Here is a 19,916-nt window from a genome sequence, read left to right as displayed (position 1 = left end):
ACGTGCAGACACACGAGATCAGGAAGCGCTTCCTCGATCACTTCGTGAAAGCGGGCCACACCGAGGTGCCGAGCGCCTCGGTCATACTCGACGACCCCAATCTGCTGTTCGTCAACGCCGGCATGGTGCAGTTCGTGCCGTACTTCCTCGGCCAGCAGACGCCGGCGTGGAATCGGGCGGTCAGCGTGCAGAAGTGCATCCGGACCCCCGACATCGACGAGGTCGGCATCACCACCCGGCACAACACGTTCTTCCAGATGGCCGGGAACTTCTCGTTCGGTGACTACTTCAAGAAGCAGGCCATCGAGTTCGCCTGGACGCTGCTGACCAACCCCGTCGACCAGGGCGGCTACGGATTCGAGCCGGACCGGCTGTGGGCCACGGTCTACCTCGACGACGACGAGGCGATCGGCTACTGGCAGGAGGTGGCCGGTCTGCCGCTGGAGCGCATCCAGCGCCGCGGCATGGCCGACAACTACTGGTCGATGGGCATCCCCGGACCCTGTGGGCCGTCGTCGGAGATCTACTACGACCGCGGACCCGAGTACGGCGTCGAGGGCGGCCCCGAAGCCAACGAGGACCGCTACATCGAGATCTGGAACCTCGTGTTCATGCAGAACGAGCGCGGCGAGGGCACCTCCAAGGAGGACTTCGAGATCCTCGGTCCGCTGCCGCGCAAGAACATCGACACCGGCATGGGCATCGAGCGGGTGGCCTGCCTGCTCCAAGGGGTCGACAACGTCTACGAGACCGACCTGGTGCGCCCGGTCATCGACCTGGTCGCCGGCATCGCGCCGCGCGGCTACGGCCAGGGCAACCACGATGACGACGTGCGCTACCGCATCATCGCCGACCACAGCCGCACCTCGGCGATCATCATCGGCGACGGCGTCAGCCCCGGCAACGAGGGCCGCGGTTACGTGCTGCGCCGGCTGCTGCGCCGGATCATCCGCGCCGCCAAACTGCTCGGTGTCGAACAGCCGATCATGGCCGACCTGATGACCACGGTGCGTGACGAGATGGGACCGTCGTACCCCGAACTGGTCAACGACTTCGAGCGCATCCAGCGCATCGCGGTGGCCGAGGAGACCGCGTTCAACCGCACACTCGCCTCGGGCTCGCGGTTGTTCGACGAAGCCGCCGGCGCGACGAAGGCCAAGGGCGCCACCGTGCTCTCCGGCACCGACGCCTTCACGCTGCACGACACCTACGGCTTTCCGATCGAGCTCACCCTCGAGATGGCCGCCGAGCACGGACTGACGGTCGACGAGCCGGGCTTCCGCGGGTTGATGGCCGAGCAGCGGGCCCGCGCCAAGGCCGACGCGGCGGCCCGCAAGCAGGCGCACTCGGATCTGTCGGCGTATCGCGACCTGGTCGACACTGGACCGACGGAATTCACCGGATTCGACGAATTGTCGTCCGAGGCGCGAATTCTCGGGATCTTCGTCGACGGTAAGCGAGTGCCGGTGGTGTCCCACGACGGCGGCGCCGCGGCGCCCGATCGCGTCGAGCTGATCCTGGACCGCACCCCGTTCTACGCCGAGTCCGGCGGCCAGATCGCCGACGAGGGCGCCATCACCGGCGCCGGCGCGTCCAGTGCCGCCAAGGCCGCTGTCACCGACGTGCAGAAGATCGCCAAGACGCTGTGGGCGCACCGCGTGCGCGTCGAGTCTGGTGAATTCGTCGAAGGCGACACCGTGGTCGCTGCCGTCGACCAGCGCTGGCGCCACGGCGCCACCCAGGGCCACTCCGGCACGCACATGGTGCACGCCGCGCTGCGAGAGGTGTTGGGGCCCAATGCTGTACAGGCCGGCTCGCTGAACCGGCCCGGCTACCTGCGGTTCGACTTCAACTGGCAGGGCGCCCTGTCGGAGGAGCAGCGCAGCCAGATCGAGGAAGTCACCAACCAGGCCGTCGAAGCCGACTACGAAGTCAACACCTTCATCACCGAGTTCGAGAAGGCCAAGGCGATGGGCGCCATGGCGCTGTTCGGCGAGCAGTACCCCGAGCAGGTCCGCGTCGTGGAGATCGGCGGCCCGTTCTCGCTGGAGTTGTGCGGCGGCACGCACGTGCACAACTCCGCGCAGATCGGACCCGTGACAATCCTCGGCGAATCCTCGGTGGGCTCGGGAGTCCGTCGCGTGGAGGCCTACGTCGGCCTCGACTCGTTCCGCCACCTGGCCAAGGAACGCGCGCTGATGGCCGGGCTGGCGTCGTCGCTGAAGGTGCCCTCCGAAGAGGTGCCGGCCCGGGTGGCCAACCTCGTCGAACGCCTGCGCGCCGCGGAAAAGGAACTCGACCGGCTGCGGCTGGCAAATGCCCGCGCCGCGGCTGTGAATGCCGCCGCCGGAGCCGAACTTGTCGGTAAAGTCCGTCTCGTGGCGCAGCGGATGGCCGGCGGGATGTCGGCCGGGGATCTGCGCACACTCGTCGGCGACGTCCGTGGCAAACTCGGCAGCGATCCGGCCGTGGTGGCGCTGATCGCCGAGGGCGAGGCGGACAGCGTGCCGTTCGTGGTCGCGGTCAACGCCGCGGCCCAGGACCTCGGGCTGCGCGCGAACGATCTGGTGAAGACACTCGGCGCCCCGGTGAACGGCCGTGGCGGTGGAAAGGCGGATCTGGCACAGGGTTCGGGCAAGGGGGCGGCGGGGATCGACGCGGCACTGGCCGCGCTCCGCGCAGAGATCGACCGGAGCTGACCGCGTGGTCCACACCGACGACCGCTTACCCGATCGGCCGGGGAGTTCGCTGAACCCACCCGATCCGGGGCGCGGCCGTCGGATCGGCATCGACGTCGGCAAGGTCCGCATCGGCGTGGCCACCAGCGACCCCGACGCCATCCTCGCCACCCCCGTGGAGACGGTGCGCCGCGACCGCACCGATCGGCACCTGCGCCGGCTCACGACGCTGATCCGGGAACTCGACGCGGTCGAGGTGGTGGTCGGGTTGCCCCGCACGCTCGCCGACCGGTCCGGGACCTCCGCGCACGACGCCGTGGCACTGGCGGACGCGCTGGCCGGGCGGGTCGCGCCGACACCCGTGCGACTGGCCGACGAGCGACTTACTACGGTGGTGGCGCAGCGCTCTCTGCGGGAGGCCGGCGTGCGTGCCAAAGGCCAGCGGTCGGTCATCGATCAGGCCGCCGCGGTGAGCATTCTGCAGAACTGGTTGGACCAACGGCGCGCCGCGGCGCGCTCGCAAGTACCGAGCGATCACGACGCCGTGCATGGAGAGGTCGCAGATGACTAACCATTGGAGCCGGGAGCGCGCCGAACCCGTGGCGGTCGGCCCGCCGCGGCGCCGGATGACGCGCGCCGACCGCATCCGCGAGGCGCGCGGCAGGCGCAAGCGCCGGGTGGCGGGCGGCTTCGCGGTGGCGATGCTGATCGTCGTCGTGGTCGTCGCGGTGTTCCTCGGCTCGAAGCTGTGGCATTCGCTGTTCGGGAGCAACGATTACAGCGGTGACGGCGTCAACGACGTGGTCATCCAGGTGCACGACGGTGACTCGACCACCGCGATCGGAAAGACGTTGCAGGACCACAAGGTCGTCGCGACCGCCAGCGCGTTCGTCGACGCCGCCGAGGGCAACGCCGCGATCTCGGAGATCCAGCCCGGCTTCTACAAGGTGCGAACCGAGATCCCGGCCGCCAATGCCGTTGCCCGCCTCGCCGATCCGCAGAACCGGGTCGGCAAGCTGACGATCCCCGAGGGCCGTCAGCTCGACGACGTGCGGGACGTCAAGACCAACGCGGTCACCGACGGCATCCTCAGCCTGATCTCGAAAGCGACGTGCGTCGACCTCGACGGCGAACGCAACTGCGTGTCGGCCGACGCGCTCAAGGAGGTCGCCTCCACCGCGACGCCGGAGGCGTTGAAGGTGCCGCAATGGGCCAGCCAGCCGGTCCTCGCCATGGGCGACGACCACCGCAGGCTCGAGGGGCTGATCGCGGCGGGCACCTGGAACATCGACCCGTCGGCGCAGGCTCAGGACATCCTGTCGACACTGATCTCGGCCAGCGCGACGCAGTACGCCCAGGGCGGGCTGCTCGACACCGCGGCGGCGATGAACATGTCGCCCTATGAGATCTTGACCGTCGGCTCGCTGGTGCAGCGCGAATCCACCCCGGAGGACTTCGCGAAGGTGGCGCGCGTCATCTACAACCGGCTGGCCGAGAACCGCACCCTGGAGTTCGACTCGACGGTCAACTACCCGCTGGACCGGATCGAGGTGGCCACCACCGATGCCGACCGCGCGCAGAACAACCCGTGGAACACCTATGTGCGCCCGGGCCTTCCGGCGACACCGATCTGTTCGCCGAGCCAGCCCGCGCTGGCCGCGGCCGAACAACCCGCGCCGGGGGACTGGCTGTACTTCGTCACCGTCGACATGCAGGGCACCACGCTGTTCACCCGCGACTACGAGCAGCACCTGGCGAACATCGAGGTGGCCCGGCGCAACGGTGTCCTCGATTCGGCGCGATGACCCGCAAGGCGGCGGTTCTCGGGTCGCCGATCGCGCACTCCCGTTCGCCGCAACTGCATCTCGCGGCGTACCGGGCACTCGGCCTGACCGACTGGACGTATGACCGCATCGAGTGCACCGCCGACCAACTGCCGGCTCTGGTGGCCGGGCTCGGGCCGGACTGGATCGGGCTGTCGGTCACGATGCCCGGCAAGTTCGCCGCGCTCGACGTCGCCGACGAACGCACCGCGCGTGCCGAACTGGTCGGCTCGGCGAACACGCTGCTGCGCGTCGACGGTGGCTGGCGGGCCGACAACACCGACATCGACGGGGTGAGCGGCGCGCTCGGTGAGGTGTCCGCCGGGCACGGTCTGGTCATCGGGTCCGGCGGGACGGCGCCCGCAGCGATCGTCGCGCTCGCCGAACTCGGGGTGCAGCAGATCACCGTCGTCGCACGCAATCCCGACAAGGCCGCGCCGCTGGTGGATCTGGCGACGCGCGTCGGCGCCGGCGCGCAGTGGGCCGACATCGACGGGCCGGCGTTGACCGCGGCGGTCGCCGATGCGGAGCTGGCGGTCAGCACCATCCCCGCCGACGTCGCCGCGGTGTATGAAGGCGCGCTGGCGACGGTTCCGCTTCTGCTGGACGCGATTTACGATCCGTGGCCGACGCCGTTGGCCACGGCGGTGACGACCGCGGGCGGCCGGGTGATCAGCGGCTTGCAGATGCTGTTGCACCAGGCGTTCGCCCAGGTCGAGCAATTCACCGGGCGCCCGGCCCCTGAAGAGGCGATGCGAGCAGCGCTCGACGGTCGCTAGGGTGTGCAGCGATTGAGCCGCTGATGTAGAGCAATCGTCATGGCGCGGTGGAGTTTTCAACCCCCGATGTTCCCAAATTACTTGGGGTTGCCGCAGTGACTCGGTCGCGCAGCGAACCCGATGAGCGGATCTGTCGTTGTTATCGGTATGACCTCAGCCAGCAGAGCCGCCCTTTCGGTGACCGCCGCAGCACTACTTTCCATGGCGCAGCCCGTCGCCCACGCTTGGACGCCGCAGTATCTCGGTCAGTGGCAAGTCCCTCGCGCAACCCCGTTCCACAACACCGTAATCGGTGGCCTCTCAGGGATCAGCTATGACCCGGGGCGCAACGTGTACTACACGGTCAGCGACGACAAGGCCGAGCATGGCGGTGTCCGGTTCTACAGCGTGCGACTCGGCGTCTCCGAGGGAGGGATCGATGCCGGGCAGTTCCTCCAGATGCAGGAGCTGCTCGATGAATCGGGAAAGCCGTTCAGCCGCAGCAGCATGGCCGCCGATTCGCCGGTGCTGATGCCCGACGCCGAGGGAATCGCCTTCGACGGTGTGCGCAACAGGCTGTACTGGTCATCGGAAGGTTTCGCCGCCGAGGGCAGCGATGATCGACCGGCGCGGCTGTTGCAGCCGTCGATCAGAATCGCCGGTCTCGACGGCGCTTACCAAGGGGAATTCGCGCTGCCCCCGGGATTCGCCTTCTCGCCCGACAAGGCCACCGGGCCTCGCCCCAACGGAGTGCTCGAGGGGCTGTCCCTGACCCCCGACGGCCGGTACCTGTTCGCGGCGATGGAGCATCCCCTGTATCAAGACGGCACCGCCGCCGATGAACACAATACCGGGCTTGTCCGAATCACCAAGTTCGACGTCGAGACGAGAAATGCGGTGGCGCAGTTCGCCTATCAGGTCGACCGTGCGGCACCGGGGACGGGTGAGAACGGCGTGGCGGACATCTTGGCGCTCTCGGAGAGCTCGCTCGTTGTCATCGAGCGGGCGGCGAGTCTGCCCGCCGCCATCGCGGTTCGCCTCTACCACGCGGATTTCGGGCCTGCCACCGACGTGCTGGGGATGCCGTCGTTGACCGGTCAACCGATCGCCCCGATGGTCAAGTCGTTGGCCGTCGACCTCAACACCGTCGGCGGCCTCGAGCCTCTCGACAATATCGAGGGAATCACGTTGGGACCGGTCCTGCCCGACGGCCGCCAATCCGTGGTCCTCGTGAGCGACGACAATTTCCAACCATTCGAAGTGACGCAATTCCTGGCCTTCGCACTGTGACGGACGGAGAGGGATGACCGTGGGAAGCCCGTATCAGTACGACAACCGGCTCGAAGACACGGCCCGCGAGTGGCAGAAGCTCCAGCTCGCGGCGATCGGTTTCGCCGGGCTGTGTGGCGTTCTCAGCGGCGGGGATTCGAGTCGACCGCGTCCCCGCTGGCTGCAGGAGGTCGGCGTGGTGACCGCGTTCGGGGGCCTCGCAATGGCCGTCGCGGCTGTCCTTCTGGTCGCCACGGTCGCACATCCCGTCGTCAGGCAGCCGCGAGCCAGTTCAGCCGCGATCTCGCGGCTGGTCATGGGCATAACGCTCACCTTCATCGCGGTCGTGTTGACCGCAGTGGCCGCGCTGACCTGGTGGTGGCCGCAACCACCGAGTGAGACACCAACCGCGCCCAAGATCGAGGTGACGACCTCGCAGGGGTCAGTGTGCGGGGTGCCGGTGCCGGGGCGTTCCGGAACGGTGAATCTCGACGCCAGCGGCGAGCAGGTCGTCATTCCGCTCAGGCGTCTCCTCACCCTCGACGTCGTCGAAGTATGTTGAAAGACATGCGATCGCGGAATCGCGCCCGGACGGTGATGAGCAAACCGGATCGGAAGTCGCGTCGATAATCCGACTCGCACGTCTTGACGATTACGGAGCAAATTCGTTGCAGTCGATCCGAACATCCACCGGTGACAGGGCGTCGTCAGTCGGTGAGGGGAACGACGCGCAGCTCGGTCAGTTGCTTCACGTAGCGTGCGCCGTTGATGTCGTCGGGCACGACCAGTCTGGGTCGCGGCAGCAGGTTTCCGTCTTCACGCCAGGCGACGATCGCGGGCCGGCGGGCCAGCATCGGGGACAGGTCGCCCCACGACAGGGCCGCCGTGTATCCGTCCGCTCCCACGGCCAAAACCCCGAGGCTCAGATTCCCGGCGGCCCGTGCGACGGGTTGCGCGGCCATGATCATCGGTTCGAGCGCACAACCCTGGAAGAGGTGAGTCTCCGAACTCGAGTGAGTTTCGAATGTGGCGGACTGTGTCCCGCATGTCGGGTGCGAGAGGTAGTCCGCGGTGAACGTTCGCGGCGATTCGACGGCACCTGAGATGAGGACGGCGCCATCGCCGCTTCCCGGGGGATTGTCTGCGTGCGCGTCCACCTGCCCGATCGGGCTCAACAGGACGGCCGGCAGAGCCGCCGCCGCAACGATTCTGAGGATGCCGCGATGCTTGATGTGCCCTCCTCACCCCGAGATCAGTCAGGTCGTGAAACCAATGTATTGCACCTCCCTCGATGCTGTGCCAGACACAGTCTTGGCCTGTTTGTTCCGAGGCAGCGCGGGACGTGCAGGCGGTCCTTCCACCGCTGCGCAGCAGAACTGGGAACCACTGTCGCGGCTGATCGCCGCCGAGCCCGCCCGAAAAAGTGGCGGAAGCGGTGCCGCGGGGGCCATACGCTTTCCGTGTGGGGGTGGGGCTCGCTGTTGTTGCGGCCGTCTGGCTGGCGACGCTCAGCGTCTTCGACCTGCGACGGCGCCGGCTGCCGAACTGGCTGACGCTGCCGGGCGCCACGGTGATCCTGGCCGTGGCGGCGTCACTGGGTCACGGGCTGCCCGCGTTATCAGGTGCGGCGGTGCTGTTCGTGATCTACCTGGCGGTGCACCTGCTCGCGCCCGCCGCGCTCGGCGCGGGTGACGTCAAACTGGCGCTCGGCGTCGGCGCGCTGACGGGGACGTTCGGCCTTGACGTCTTGGTGCTGGCCGCGTTGGGCGCGGCTCTGTGCTCCGGTGTGTGGGCTGGCGTGGTGACGCTGCGGCAGGCTGATGACACTGTGCCGCACGGGGTTTCGATGTGCGTGAGCGCAGCTGCGGCAGTAGCGTTGGCAATGGGCTGAGCGGCCGTGGGACAACAGCTAGAGACGGTACATTTCTCGCGCCATGCAGGCGTCCTGCATGATGGCCTCACTGCGCCGCGGAGTGTGTCGGCTGGGCCTGCGCCTGGCCGGTCTTTGCGCCAATCGGTTGAGACGGCCGCGGATTCGAGCCCACCCACCCGACGTGATGGTGGCAGGAGGTGCGTCGTCACGGACAGCAGCGTCGGGTCCTGCGCTGGGCCATTCGCTCGGTTGCACGCGCTGAAACCGCTCGTCCAACTTTGTCGACATGGCGAACCGTCCTGTCCGTGTAGGCATCTCGTTGTTGGGTACAACGAGCCCACACGGGCCGGCGTTCACACGGACGATTCATTGTGTCGGGGATCACCGGTGCGTGGCGACCGGCTAGGCCGGTGGGGAAGGCGGCGCGGACTCGCCGTGGGGGTACCGGTACCGCTCGGCGGATCCGGGCGCCTGCCCGACATTGGGCAGGCCCGCAGTGTGCTCGGCCGTCGAACTCCCGGTCTGGGCAGGTGCTGTAGGTGGCGCCGCATAGCCCAGTTCGGTGTAGTCGGCGTACTGCGAGGGTCGTTGCGCGCGCTGATCGTGGGCAGACGCCTGTGCGGCGCCGCGCGCTTGGCCGTAACCGCCGCGCGGCGTCTGCTCAGCGGTGGCCTGCGCGTGCTGGTCGTAGTAGTTGCGGACCGCCTGGTTGTAGTAGTCGACGTAGGCCTCATAACCTGCAGGCGCTGCCTGTCCGCTCTTGCCCTCGGCGAGTAGCGCGGCCGCCGCGGCGATGCCCTGCAGCGCAGTGAGCGCCGCGATCACCGGCGGCGCCCACCCCGGCGCCGCTCCGCCGACGACGGTCCATAACGCCTCGAGGAAGGCCAGCACGGCCAGGACCGCGGCCACCAGTGGGACGCGATCGACCTTCGTCAGCAGACCGAGTCCGGCGACCAGTCCAGCCGCCGCGGCGAATCGGACCGACCACAGGGCCGCCTCACCCGGATCGGCGTAACCGACGCCGTAGGTGAGCGCTCCCAGTGCTGCCACAGCGACGAGAAGTGTTCGTACGCGGCCGGTCTCAGAACCCTGCTGGGCGGACCGCGGGTAGTTGTCAGGCGAGTAGACCACGATCACTCCTCTCAGTCGATGCCGTCGGCGGATGCCTTGATATAGCGCAGTTCTTCGTCAGTGGCGACCATCGTCACCAGCGCGACGCCGGAGCTGGTGCTCACCTTGACGGTGTCGTGTTCCACCGAGACCAGCTCGAGCACAACCTCGGCATCCGGCGACACCGGCGTGCCCGGCGGCGCCACCACGATGCTGGTCACCCCCGCCCGCACCGACTGCTCGGTCACACCGTCGAAAACCTCGACGGTGTAATTGCGGTCGGATCCGGCCTGCAACGCACGCCGATTGAAATCGGTGACCCACAGGAGGTCCTGGCGCGCCACCACGTCGACCATGTCCCGCCACCGCTGGGGTCGGCGGCTGTGCACCAGCACCCGCGCGCCCAGCGCCAGTGCGCGCAGCACCACCTGCTGGGTGAGGTGCAGGGTCCCGCAGATCTGCACCCTCCGGATCTGCGGGCCGAACACCGGTAGAGCGACGGCACGACCCAGTTCGTCTGCGCCGATCACCTGTCCACAGCCTGATGCCGGCACCGTCAGACCGCGCAGTTCGGCGTCTCGCCGGCCGTAGCCCCAGTGCCCGATCGCCCGGGCCGGCGGCGGGACGGGCAGTGTGCTCGCCAACGCCGACAACTGGAGTCCGCGAAGCGGTATCAGTCCGGGCAGCTCCGCAGGAACGGTCATGCCGCCGTCGAAACGGGCCAACCCCCGCACCCGGGTGAGTCCGTCGGTGTCGTGTTCACGCAGGGACAGACAGAGTGTGGTGGAGTAACTGGGCACGGTCCACAGCAGCCCGAGTCCCTCGGTGGTCAGCAGCGCCGGCTCGACCGCGAAGGTGCACAGTTGGAACTGCCCGTCGCGGCATGCCTCCCAGGTCTCCTGCACGGTGGAGAGATTGACGCCGTCACCGAGCTGGTTGGCGGCGGCCGCTATTCCGCTCGCGGTCAGGATCTGCGGCCGCAGCCCCGCCTCGACCAGCCGGTTGGCGACGCGCCGCGTGGCGGTGGTGGCGGTACGGAGGATGCCTTCGCGGCCACCACCGCGCCGACGAACGGCATCGGGGCACCGGGACGGGTCGAAGCGCAAGACGATCCACACGCTGCGGTGCGCGATGGCCGGCAACGGCCCCAGCACCGCGTCGTAGACCGCCGCGATATCGGTGTGTCCGTAGGAGCGGGCGCCGTGGCTGACGATGTCGATGCAATCCAGCCGGATGTCGAACTGGTGCAGGCACTCGACGAGGGCGCTGACGGGGACCATCTCCCCGGAGACGGTCACCCGCGGTTCCATCACGGTCAACGCCTGCGGATCGGCGTCGATGCGGACCATCGACAGCAAAGTCGCGCCGTCCCAGCGGAATCCGATCTGTTCGCCGTTCGATGCGGTGATGTCGAACGGCTCTGGGTACTCCTGCCTGCGCGCCCTCCGCCGCCGGTCCAGCAGATAGCCGCAGCGCAGCGTGATCGAGCGGGCCGCATTGGTGCCCCGGACGGGGACGACGAACGCCGCGCCGACGACGAGTCCGGCGACCGCTCCCTGCCAGCCGGGCCGATCCAGCGCCATCGCGATGACCACGCCGACAGCAACGACAACCTGCAGGGCGACAAGATCGGCCAGGGGAAGGAAGCGACGAACGCGGATATCGACGGCGGACCTTAGCTGCGGCACCGGATCGGACGTCGCCAGAACGGCCTCTGACGGGCGGCGTCGGCCACCAGGCGTCGCCGGCATTCTGTTCGCTGTTAAGGCCAAGTGGCGCACCACGTTTCGGAGGACGTGCTATACCCTACATATGCCAGCGCAAGTTACCACGCGGGCGCAGGTCAACGGCTACCGATTTCTGATCCGGCGACTCGAGCACGCGCTGATCCGTGGTGACTCGAGGATGATCCACGATCCGATGCGGGGTCAGATGAGGGCGTTGATCGTCGGTGTGGTGATCGCCGTCCTCATCACCGGCGCATGCGGGGTGCTGGCCTTCTTCAAACCGGCGCCGAGCGTCGGTGATGCGCAGATCTTGCTGAGCAAGTCCAGCGGTGCGGTGTTCGTGAAGATCGGTGACCGGGTGCATCCGGTGCTGAACCTCGCCTCCGCGCGATTGATCGTCGGCGCGAACGAAAATCCCAAAGAGGTCGACGACAAATTCCTCAACCCGCTGCCGCGCGGCGCGATGGTCGGCATCGTCGGAGCGCCGACGAGTATCCGCGGTGCCGACAACACCGCGATGTCGTCGTGGACGGTGTGCGACAACCTGCAGACCCCGGGAGTCACCCAAGTGACCGGCACCGTCACCCGGCAGACCGCGGTGCTGGCCAACGATCCGGTGCTCGACGGCGATGTGCGGGCCGCCGAGGTGAACGAGGCCGTCCTCACCGAGGCCGGGGGCACAACCTTCCTGATCTACGACGGCGTCCGCGCACCGCTGGACATGTCGAATCCCGCCGTCCTCAACGGTCTTCACCTCCAGGGCGCGACACCTCGCCCGGTATCGCCTGGGCTGCTCAACGCGTTCCCGTTGGTCGAACCCATCACGGCGGTGACCATCGACGGGGTCGGGGGGCCGAGCGCGGCGATGGGGCCGCAGCACCCCGTCGGTTCGATGGTGCGGACGGTCGACTCCCGCGGCGAGCAACTCTTCGTCGTGCTGCGCGACGGTCTGCAACCTGTCTCATCGGCGACCGCCGACATCATCCGCTACGGCAATCCGGACAGTGCCGGCGACGCACGAGACATCGCGCCCGCCTCGCTCGCGGCGGTGCCGATCGTGCACCACCTCGCCGTCGAGCATTACCCCGCCGTGCCGCCGCGCATCGTCGGCGCGGACACCGATCGCGTCGTGTGCATGGGCTGGCAGCGCTCCAACACCGCGGGCGATGCGACCGTGCGACTGCTGCTCGGGCACCGACTTCCCGTGCCGGTCGACGCACAACCGGTGCGGCTGGCCTCCGCCGACGGCAACGGACCCGCAGTCGATGTCGTGTACCTGGCACCCGGCCATGGCGAATACGTTCAGGCGACCGGGACGCTGCCCGACAGTCAGTCGGCGGGGCAACTGTTCTACATCTCGGATACCGGACTGCGGTACCACATCAAGGATCTGCCCACCGCAGAGTCACTCGGCGTCACCGGCGTTCGGCTGCCCGACGGACCGCCGAACGCACCGCAGCGTGCGCCGTGGCCGGTACTGTCGCTGCTGCCTGCGGGTCCCGCACTGTCTCAGGAAGCCGCGCTCATCGCCCACGACGGCCTGGCCGCCGACCCGGCCAGCGCACCTGTGCAACTGCCCAACTGACGTCAGATCTGCAACTCGCGGAAAAACGCGTACACCCGGATGATCCACAGGCACAACGGGACCATCAGGCCGATGGCGACGTACTCGATGATCTCGACCCAGCGGCGTGCCACCGGTGAGAACTCGCGTGCCGGCGCGACCAGACCGAAGGCCACGATCAGCGCGATCAGCACCAGGAGAACGACCACCGACCGGATTTGCCAGTTTTCCACGAGCACAGCCGTTTTGACGATCACGGCAACTGTGGCCGCCAGCCCGCCACCGATCTGGACCGCCGACTGCACCAGGTCGTGGTGTCGCCGGCCGCGCAGGCACAACGCGGTTGCCACCACCACCGTGAAAGCCGTTCCCTGCCAGAAAAACCCGTCGCTTCCATCAGCGGCGAGGTAGCTGCCCGTTGCGGCGGCCAGAGCGGCCGCGACCAGGATGCCGGTCAGATACTCGTTGGCGCGACGGACCCGCCGGGTCAGATTCTGTTCGGTCGGGATGATTTGCTTACCCACGGCAGCGACGCCTTCGACGGTGGTGCCACCCTGTGTCTCGATGTCGTCGAGCGGCTCACCGGCGGTCGGCACGCGGGGGAGCGGCAGCTTGGACAACGCGATCGTCACCCTCGGCGCCAGGTACACCACGATCACGGCCGCCGTCGCCGTGATCGCTCCCACCGTGCGTAGCGGTGGCTGGGTGAGGAGCAGCGCGGTCGAGGCCAGACCGCCGAATGCACACATAGCAACCACTGCGGTGTGCAACGCCCGGCCGGCGTTCGAGATCAACAGCACGACAAGCGAACCCAAGGCCGTCAGGGCAAACGCCATTGGGAGCGCTGTCGCCCCGAAACCACCGGGGACGACGTACAGTGCGCCGCCGAAGAGCAGCGGCAGAACGGTCGCCGTGACCCACGCCGATCGCCCGGCTCCGCGCGGTCTGGTGGACAGCAGGCAGGCGAACGCGATTCCCAGTACCCCGACCCCGAGCGCGGCGACCGGGACGGCCGGAGTCTGTGCCCAGCGCGGCAGCAGCGCCGCGACGGTCGTGGTCGCGGCCAGGCCGATGCCGAACGCGGTGAGCGCCGCCGCTTCGCGGCGTACCCAGCCCGCCACACCGGAATCGCTCACCGGCTCGGCGGTATCCACGTCGTCGAAGAGCAAGGGGCTGATCGGCTGTCCGGCATGGCAGATGATCAGCAGCTCACCGTCGTGGACGCCCGCTTCGGTGAGTGACCGGTGCGGTTCGATCGGTTCACCGCCGAGCCGGGCGAGCGTCCAGTCACTATCGGAGGCGTCAAATAGCGCGCCGTCGAGCGGATCTCGCAACGCCGCCTGCTCGTTGGCGATGTCGATCACGTCGCCGATGTACTCGGCGATGCTCACATCCGGCGGCAGCCCGACGTCGAGTTTCAGGCCACCGACTGCGAGGGTGAGCCTGCTCAGCTCGGGCTGGGATTCGGAATCGGGATCCAGGTCCGATAATGGCGGCGGTAAGGTCAAACGCGGTCAGCCTCCTGCGAATTGGGTCTATCGTCGCAGACGATAGACCCTTGCGGGTTCCGAAACGTCGAAGGCAAACGGGTGAGCACGAAGGGTTTCGTCCGCCGCCTGCGGGTGGTGCCTCCTCGGATGCCCGGTGGCGAAGTGAATCTGGCGCCGCCACCCGAGGTGCCCCGGGCGATCCCGGGCAACCTGGCGATGAAGCTCATGCCGTTCGTGATGATCGTCGCCGTCGTCGGCATGATCGCGTTGATGGTCACCGTCGGCGGCCGTGACCTCACGCGGAACCCGATGTTCCTCATCTTCCCGATGATGATGATCATGTCGATGGCCGGAATGTTCATGGGCGGCAACGCCCGTACCGGCAAGGCGGCGGCGGAACTCAACGAGGAGCGCAAAGACTACTTCAGCTACTTAGCGAATCTCCGGGACGAGGCGGATACGACCGGGGAGGAGCAACGCACCGCGCTGGAGTGGAGCCACCCCGACCCGCGCGCGCTCGCCGACGTGGTGGGAACGCGCCGGATGTGGGAACGCCGACCGACCGACGCCGACTACTGCCACGTGCGCGTCGGCGTCGGGACACACCGGCTCGCCACCCGGCTGATGGCGCCGGAGACCGGCCCGCCCGAAGACCTCGAGCCGGTGTCCACCGTGGCGCTACGACGGTTCGTCAAGACGCACTCGGTGGTACACGCACTGCCGACCGCGGTCTCGCTGCGCGCGTTTCCCACCATCACGTTCGAAGGTGACCGCAAGCTGGCGCAGCAACTGGTGCGCTCGATGGTGTTGGAGTTGTGCACCTTTCACGGTCCCGACCATGTTCAAGTTGCCATCGTGACCGCCAACCCCGACGGCGACACCTGGAGTTGGGTGAAGTGGTTGCCGCACGCGCAGCACGCCGCGATCAGAGACGGGATGGGCTCGATGCGGCTGCTGTTCCCCACGCTGGAACTGCTGGAATCGACGCTGTCCGGTGAACTCAACGAGCGGGGGCGATTCAGCCGCAACGCCCAACCGACGCAGGGTCTCAAACAGCTGGTGGTGGTGCTCGACGACGGCTTCGTCACCGGAGACGAGCGCCTCGTCACCGACGCCGGCATGGACAGCGTGACGCTGCTCGACCTCAACGGCCCGCGCGACGGCGCCGCCGTCAGGCGCGGGCTGCAGGTCGTCGTGGAGGAGGACGCCGACGGGCAACACGTTGCCGCGCGGACCGCCGTCGGTGTCGAACGTTTCGCCACGCCCGACGCCATCACCCTTGCCGAGGCGGAGACGACCGCACGGCGGATCGGCCAGTTCCGGCCGGCGAACGCGGCGCACATCGTCAGCCTCGAACCCGATTCGCGCGCGGTGGACCCCGGGCTGATGTCGTTGCTGAAAATCCCCGACGCCGCCGAGATCGTCCCGGAGACCGTCTGGCGGCCGCGTTCCCCGCGCGAGCGGCTCCGGGTGCCCATCGGCATCACCCCCGGCGGGCAACCGCTCGAACTCGACATCAAAGAGGCTGCCGAAGGGGGAATGGGTCCGCACGGGCTGTGCATCGGGGCGACGGGCTCGGGCAAATCGGAGTTTCTGCGCACGCTGGTGCTGTCGTTGGTCACCTCGCACTCGCCGGAGGCGCTGAACCTGGTGCTGGTCGACTTCAAAGGCGGGGCTACCTTTCTCGGATTCGAGGGGTTGGCGCACGTGGCGGCGATCATCACCAACCTCGAAGACGAACTGACCCTCGTCGACCGCATGCGGGATGCGCTCGCCGGAGAGATGAACCGCCGCCAGGAACTGCTGCGGTCGGCGGGCAACTTCTCGAAGGTCAGCGAATACGAGCATGCGCGCGCCAACGGCGCCGACCTCGAACCGCTGCCCGCCCTGTTCGTCATCGTCGACGAATTCTCCGAGCTACTCGCGCAGAAGCCCGATTTCGCCGAGCTGTTCGTGATGATCGGCAGGCTGGGCCGGTCCCTGCACATGCACCTGCTGCTGGCCTCGCAGCGGCTCGAAGAAGGCAAACTGCGGGGCCTGGATTCGCACCTGTCCTACCGAATCGGCCTGAAGACCTTCTCGGCGGGCGAATCGCGCAGCGTCCTCGGCGTGCCGGACGCATATCACCTGCCGAGCGTCCCGGGCTCGGCGTTCCTGAAATGTGATGCCTCCGAACCGATCCGCTTCAACGCCAGCTATGTGTCCGGCGAGTACACCCGGCCCCGAGTGGCGATCCGGACCGGACGTGCGGCCCACCTGGGCGCGATGGCGCCGAAGCTGTTCACCGCGACACCGGTGAAGAAGGACGCGCCCGTCGCGCCGACCCCGGACCGCGCGCCCGCGGACGAACCAGCCGTAACCCGGGAACCGTTGACCGTGGCCGCGCCGGCCAAGTCCACCGTGCTCGACGTGGCCGTCGGCAGGCTGCGCGGGCACGGGCGCCCTGCGCACGAGGTGTGGCTACCGCCCCTCGACGAAAGTCCGGCCGTCAACGATCTGCTCACCGACACCGACTGGCGATCGCCGGTCAACCTCAACGGGCGGCTGTGGATGCCCATCGGTGTCGTCGACCGACCGTATGACCAGCGCCGCGACGTGCTGACGGTGGACCTGTCCGGTGCGCAGGGCAACGTGGCCGTCGTCGGCGGCCCGCAGTCGGGCAAGTCGACGGCGCTGCGCTCGCTGATCATGTCGGCGGCGGCCACGCACACCCCCGAGCAGATCCAGTTCTACTGCCTGGATTTCGGAGGTGGCACGCTCACCGGTCTGGCGAAGCTGCCGCACGTCGGCGGTGTCGCGGGCCGAATGGACGCCGACGCGATCCGCCGCACCGTCGCCGAGGTCGCCGGTGTGCTGCGGGCGCGAGAAGAGCTGTTCCGCGACCAGGGCATCGAGTCGATCCGCGATTTCCGGCAGCGCAAGGCCGAACTGTCCGCCCTGAGGCCCGACGAAGCGGCAAGCCATCCGCTGAGCCGGGACCGGTACGGCGACGTGGTGCTGGTCGTCGACGGCTGGGCGTCGATCAAGAGCGACTTCGAATCCCTCGACCCGGTGCTGCAGTCGCTGGCCATCCAAGGGCTCTCCTACGGTGTGCACCTGGCGATCTCGGCGTCGCGGTGGATGGAGATCCGGCCCGCCGTCAAAGACATGCTGGGCACCCGCATCGAGCTGCGCCTCGGGGATCCGATCGACAGCGAAGTCGGCCGCAAGGCCGCCGAACTGGTGCCGATCGGCCGGCCCGGGCGCGGCATCAACCCCGAGCGGCTGCACATTCTGGTCGGCCTGCCCCGGCTCGACTCCAGCGCGGGGGTGGAGGATCTGCCTGCCGGGGTGGCGGGCGCGGTGGAGGCGATGCGGGCGCACTACGGCGAACGCGAAGCGCCGCGAGTGCGGATGCTGCCGCACAACGTCGACCGCGATGCGGTCGTCACTGCCGCCCGTGCCGCCGGCGCGCTGAGCAAGTCGCGCGTCGCGATCGGGATCAACGAATCAGAACTCGCGCCGGTCATCGTCGATTTCGACGCCCAGCCCCACCTCGTCGCGTTCGCCGACACCGAATGCGGCAAGACCGGGTTGCTGCGCAACATCGCCGCCGGCGTGATGGAGAACGCCAGTCCCGCGGAGGCCAAGATCATCCTGGTCGATTTCCGACGCTCGATGCTCGGCGCGATCGCCGACGAGTATCTCGGCGGCTACGCGACCGCCCCGCAGTCATGCACCGAGCTGATGACCGCGCTGGCGGGGGCGTTGAGCGAACGCCTGCCGCCCGATGACATCACCCAGCAGCAGCTCAAGGAGCGGTCGTGGTGGTCGGGACCCGACCTGTTCGTGATGATCGACGACTACGACCTGATCCCCGGTGGCTCACTCAGCCACCCGCTCGGTCCGCTGGTGGAGTACCTGCCGCAGGCCCGTGATATCGGGTTACGGGTCATCGTGACCCGCCGCAGCGGCGGGGCGGGACGCGCCATGCTCGACCCCATCGTCGGCCGGCTCAAGGACCTGTCGTGCAACGGCTTGGTGATGAGCGGGGGCAAGGAGGAAGGGCCGCTGTTCGGCGGTTACAAGGCCTCCCCGATGGCACCCGGACGCGGAATGTTGGTGTCCCGCACGATGAAGAGCGGCGTGATCCAACTGTCGAGGATGCCCGACCTGTGACCGGTATCGAGGAGCTCCGCACCGTTCGGGTCGCGTCCGCCGCACCCGAGATGATCCGGGTGGCGGTCCTGGGTGGGCGTACCCAGCTCGATGTGGCGCTGCCCGCCGAGGTCGCGGTGGCGGCGTTCCTGCCGGAACTTTCCCGCCTGATCACCTCGCGTGACGCGCCGAGAGACAGCGAACTCGCCGACCGGGACGGGCGGCGCGCTTTCTGGGTGCTCAGCCGCGCCGACTCCGGCACCGCGTTGGCGCCCGATCAGACCCTGCGGGACGCGGGCGTCACGAACGGCGATTTGCTGGTGCTGTCGCAACAACGCGCGCTGTCACCCCCGACGCTCTACGACGACGTGGTGGACGCGGCTGCGCGGCTCAACCGTGCCTCCTACGCGGCCTGGGACGCCGCCGCAGCCCGCATGATGGCACTCGCAGGCGTCTGGGCGTGCGCCGCGGTGTTGATCTATTTTTCGATGGCAGAGGAACTTTCGGCTCATCGCAGTGTGGTCGCGATCGGTGCGGTGTTGACGGTCGTCGGCCTGGTCGGCGGCGCGGCGCTGGCCAACCGCGTGCTCGCGCGCCCTGACATCGCCGCGCCCGCCGCGGTGCCTGTGGTGGTGCTGGCCGCCGCGTTGGGGTGGGTGGCTGTCCGCGGCGCAGGGCCGCTGGTCACTGCGGGCGTGTGCGCCGGGTTGGCGGCCGCGACGTGGCTGTGCCTGCGGTTGATCGCAGCGGGCCGCGGAGTCTACGTTGCGGCGGCGGTGGTCTACGCGGCCGGTACGGTTGCGGCGCTGGCGATCTCAGCGGGTGCGCGGCAGGACGTGGTCGCGGTGGCGGCGGCGACATCGGCGACCCTGCTCTGCCTGAGCGTGCCGAGCCTGACCGCGCGATGGAACCGGGTGCCGGTGGGGGAGCACCGCGAGGACGACCGTACCTACCGGTTCGACTCTGAGCGCGTCGACGAGGCCGACGCGGCCGCGGCGATGCCCAGCGCTGAGGAGGTCTGGACGCGGGTGCGGTCGGCCACGATGACGAGGGCCGGCGTCTTGGCCGGACTGGCGATCGTCGTCGCCGCGGCGGGTGGTGCCCTGGTGTACGCCCGGACAAGCTGGCAAACAGCGGTTTTCGCGGTGGTGTCTGCCGCGGTGCTGGCGCTGCGCAGCAGACGGTTGGCGCACGCGGCCGAACGGTTCGCGCTGGTCGTTCCCGCGGTGGTGCTGGTGTTGTTCGTGTGCGTTCGCGCGCAGCACGGCGATCTGGGGTTGTCCTCGGCCGGGATCGCGGCGCTCGGCATCATCGCTGTGGGCGCGGTGACGGCGGGGCTGACGGTGGCGGGCGGCCGGCCGCCCCGCTGGATCGCCACCGCGGCCGCTTACGCCGAGTACGTCGCGGTGGGCGCGGTGCTACCGGCGGCGTTGTGGCCGCTGGGCATCTACGAGCGGTTGGTGCCGTGACGCGGTGGGTGGCGCGCG

General features: G+C 68.6%; 14 protein-coding genes. 10 read left to right on the top strand and 4 right to left on the bottom strand.

What is annotated here, in order from left to right; genetic code table 11:
• Positions 1–2 precede the first annotated feature (2 nt).
• From alaS to BLW81_RS22580, 6 genes are all read left to right on the top strand, one after another.
• On the top strand, positions 3–2,699 hold the full coding sequence (gene alaS / locus BLW81_RS22605) for an alanine--tRNA ligase (protein WP_083409118.1): 2,697 nt from the start codon (positions 3–5) through the stop codon (positions 2,697–2,699).
• Positions 2,700–2,703: 4 nt separating this feature from the next.
• Positions 2,704–3,249, top strand: a complete 546-nt coding sequence (gene ruvX, locus BLW81_RS22600; RefSeq protein WP_083409117.1) for a Holliday junction resolvase RuvX — start codon at positions 2,704–2,706, stop codon at positions 3,247–3,249.
• Positions 3,242–4,483, top strand: coding sequence for an endolytic transglycosylase MltG (gene mltG / locus BLW81_RS22595; protein ID WP_083409116.1), 1,242 nt, complete (start codon positions 3,242–3,244; stop codon positions 4,481–4,483). The genes ruvX and mltG overlap by 8 nt, the downstream gene beginning before the upstream one ends.
• Entirely contained in the window at positions 4,480–5,280 is an 801-nt protein-coding gene (locus tag BLW81_RS22590; RefSeq protein WP_083409115.1) for a shikimate dehydrogenase, read from the top strand. The genes mltG and BLW81_RS22590 overlap by 4 nt, the downstream gene beginning before the upstream one ends.
• Positions 5,281–5,400: 120 nt before the next feature.
• Positions 5,401–6,549, top strand: a complete 1,149-nt coding sequence (locus tag BLW81_RS22585; RefSeq protein ID WP_235632064.1) for an esterase-like activity of phytase family protein — start codon at positions 5,401–5,403, stop codon at positions 6,547–6,549.
• A gap of 13 nt (positions 6,550–6,562) precedes the next feature.
• On the top strand, positions 6,563–7,090 hold the full coding sequence (locus tag BLW81_RS22580; RefSeq protein WP_083409113.1) for a hypothetical protein: 528 nt from the start codon (positions 6,563–6,565) through the stop codon (positions 7,088–7,090).
• 145 nt (positions 7,091–7,235) lie between these two features.
• Here BLW81_RS22580 and BLW81_RS29490 read toward each other — a convergent pair whose 3' ends face one another.
• Positions 7,236–7,496, bottom strand: coding sequence for a molybdopterin-binding protein (locus BLW81_RS29490; protein WP_157897799.1), 261 nt, complete (start codon positions 7,494–7,496; stop codon positions 7,236–7,238).
• Positions 7,497–7,990: 494 nt separating this feature from the next.
• On the opposite strand from BLW81_RS29490, the gene BLW81_RS22570 reads away from it, so the two are divergent.
• Positions 7,991–8,419 (top strand): A24 family peptidase, encoded by a 429-nt coding sequence (locus tag BLW81_RS22570; RefSeq protein ID WP_235632063.1) that lies wholly within the window; start codon positions 7,991–7,993, stop codon positions 8,417–8,419.
• 384 nt (positions 8,420–8,803) lie between these two features.
• On the opposite strand, the gene BLW81_RS22565 is transcribed toward BLW81_RS22570, so the two are convergent.
• Both BLW81_RS22565 and eccE read right to left on the bottom strand, forming a co-directional pair.
• The gene (locus BLW81_RS22565) at positions 8,804–9,532 is read right to left on the bottom strand and encodes a DUF5336 domain-containing protein (RefSeq protein ID WP_157897798.1); all 729 of its coding nucleotides are present in this window, start codon (positions 9,530–9,532) and stop codon (positions 8,804–8,806) included.
• A gap of 11 nt (positions 9,533–9,543) precedes the next feature.
• Complete coding sequence (gene eccE / locus BLW81_RS22560; protein ID WP_268875570.1) at positions 9,544–11,199, bottom strand: type VII secretion protein EccE; 1,656 nt, start codon at positions 11,197–11,199, stop codon at positions 9,544–9,546.
• A gap of 124 nt (positions 11,200–11,323) precedes the next feature.
• Between eccE and eccB the strand changes: the two genes are divergently transcribed.
• The gene (eccB, locus tag BLW81_RS22555) at positions 11,324–12,823 is read left to right on the top strand and encodes a type VII secretion protein EccB (protein ID WP_083409108.1); all 1,500 of its coding nucleotides are present in this window, start codon (positions 11,324–11,326) and stop codon (positions 12,821–12,823) included.
• 2 nt (positions 12,824–12,825) lie between these two features.
• On the opposite strand, the gene eccD (BLW81_RS22550) is transcribed toward eccB, so the two are convergent.
• Positions 12,826–14,310, bottom strand: a complete 1,485-nt coding sequence (gene eccD, locus BLW81_RS22550; protein WP_083409107.1) for a type VII secretion integral membrane protein EccD — start codon at positions 14,308–14,310, stop codon at positions 12,826–12,828.
• An 81-nt stretch (positions 14,311–14,391) separates the two neighbouring features.
• Here eccD (BLW81_RS22550) and eccCa point away from each other — a divergent pair, with 81 nt between their 5' ends.
• Both eccCa and eccD (BLW81_RS22540) read left to right on the top strand, forming a co-directional pair.
• Entirely contained in the window at positions 14,392–18,450 is a 4,059-nt protein-coding gene (gene eccCa / locus BLW81_RS22545) for a type VII secretion protein EccCa (RefSeq protein ID WP_083409106.1), read from the top strand.
• On the top strand, positions 18,447–19,898 hold the full coding sequence (eccD, locus tag BLW81_RS22540) for a type VII secretion integral membrane protein EccD (RefSeq protein ID WP_083409105.1): 1,452 nt from the start codon (positions 18,447–18,449) through the stop codon (positions 19,896–19,898). Before eccCa ends, eccD (BLW81_RS22540) begins: the two co-directional genes overlap by 4 nt.
• Positions 19,899–19,916 lie beyond the last annotated feature (18 nt).

It is taken from the genome of Mycolicibacterium rutilum (assembly GCF_900108565.1).
GTDB classification, from domain to species: Bacteria; Actinomycetota; Actinomycetes; order Mycobacteriales; family Mycobacteriaceae; genus Mycobacterium; species Mycobacterium rutilum.
This window is presented reverse-complemented; position numbering and strand designations above follow the sequence as displayed.

Bases quoted from the DNA above. Each gene is read 5' to 3' on its own strand.
- mltG (WP_083409116.1), top strand. From the start codon at position 3,242: ATGACTAACCATTGGAGCCGGGAGCGCGCCGAACCCGTGGCGGTCGGC.
- BLW81_RS22590 (WP_083409115.1), top strand. From the start codon at position 4,480: ATGACCCGCAAGGCGGCGGTTCTCGGGTCGCCGATCGCGCACTCCCGT.
- BLW81_RS22585 (WP_235632064.1), top strand. From the start codon at position 5,401: ATGAGCGGATCTGTCGTTGTTATCGGTATGACCTCAGCCAGCAGAGCC.
- BLW81_RS22580 (WP_083409113.1), top strand. From the start codon at position 6,563: ATGACCGTGGGAAGCCCGTATCAGTACGACAACCGGCTCGAAGACACG.
- BLW81_RS29490 (WP_157897799.1), bottom strand. From the start codon at position 7,496: ATGATCATGGCCGCGCAACCCGTCGCACGGGCCGCCGGGAATCTGAGC.
- eccB (WP_083409108.1), top strand. From the start codon at position 11,324: ATGCCAGCGCAAGTTACCACGCGGGCGCAGGTCAACGGCTACCGATTT.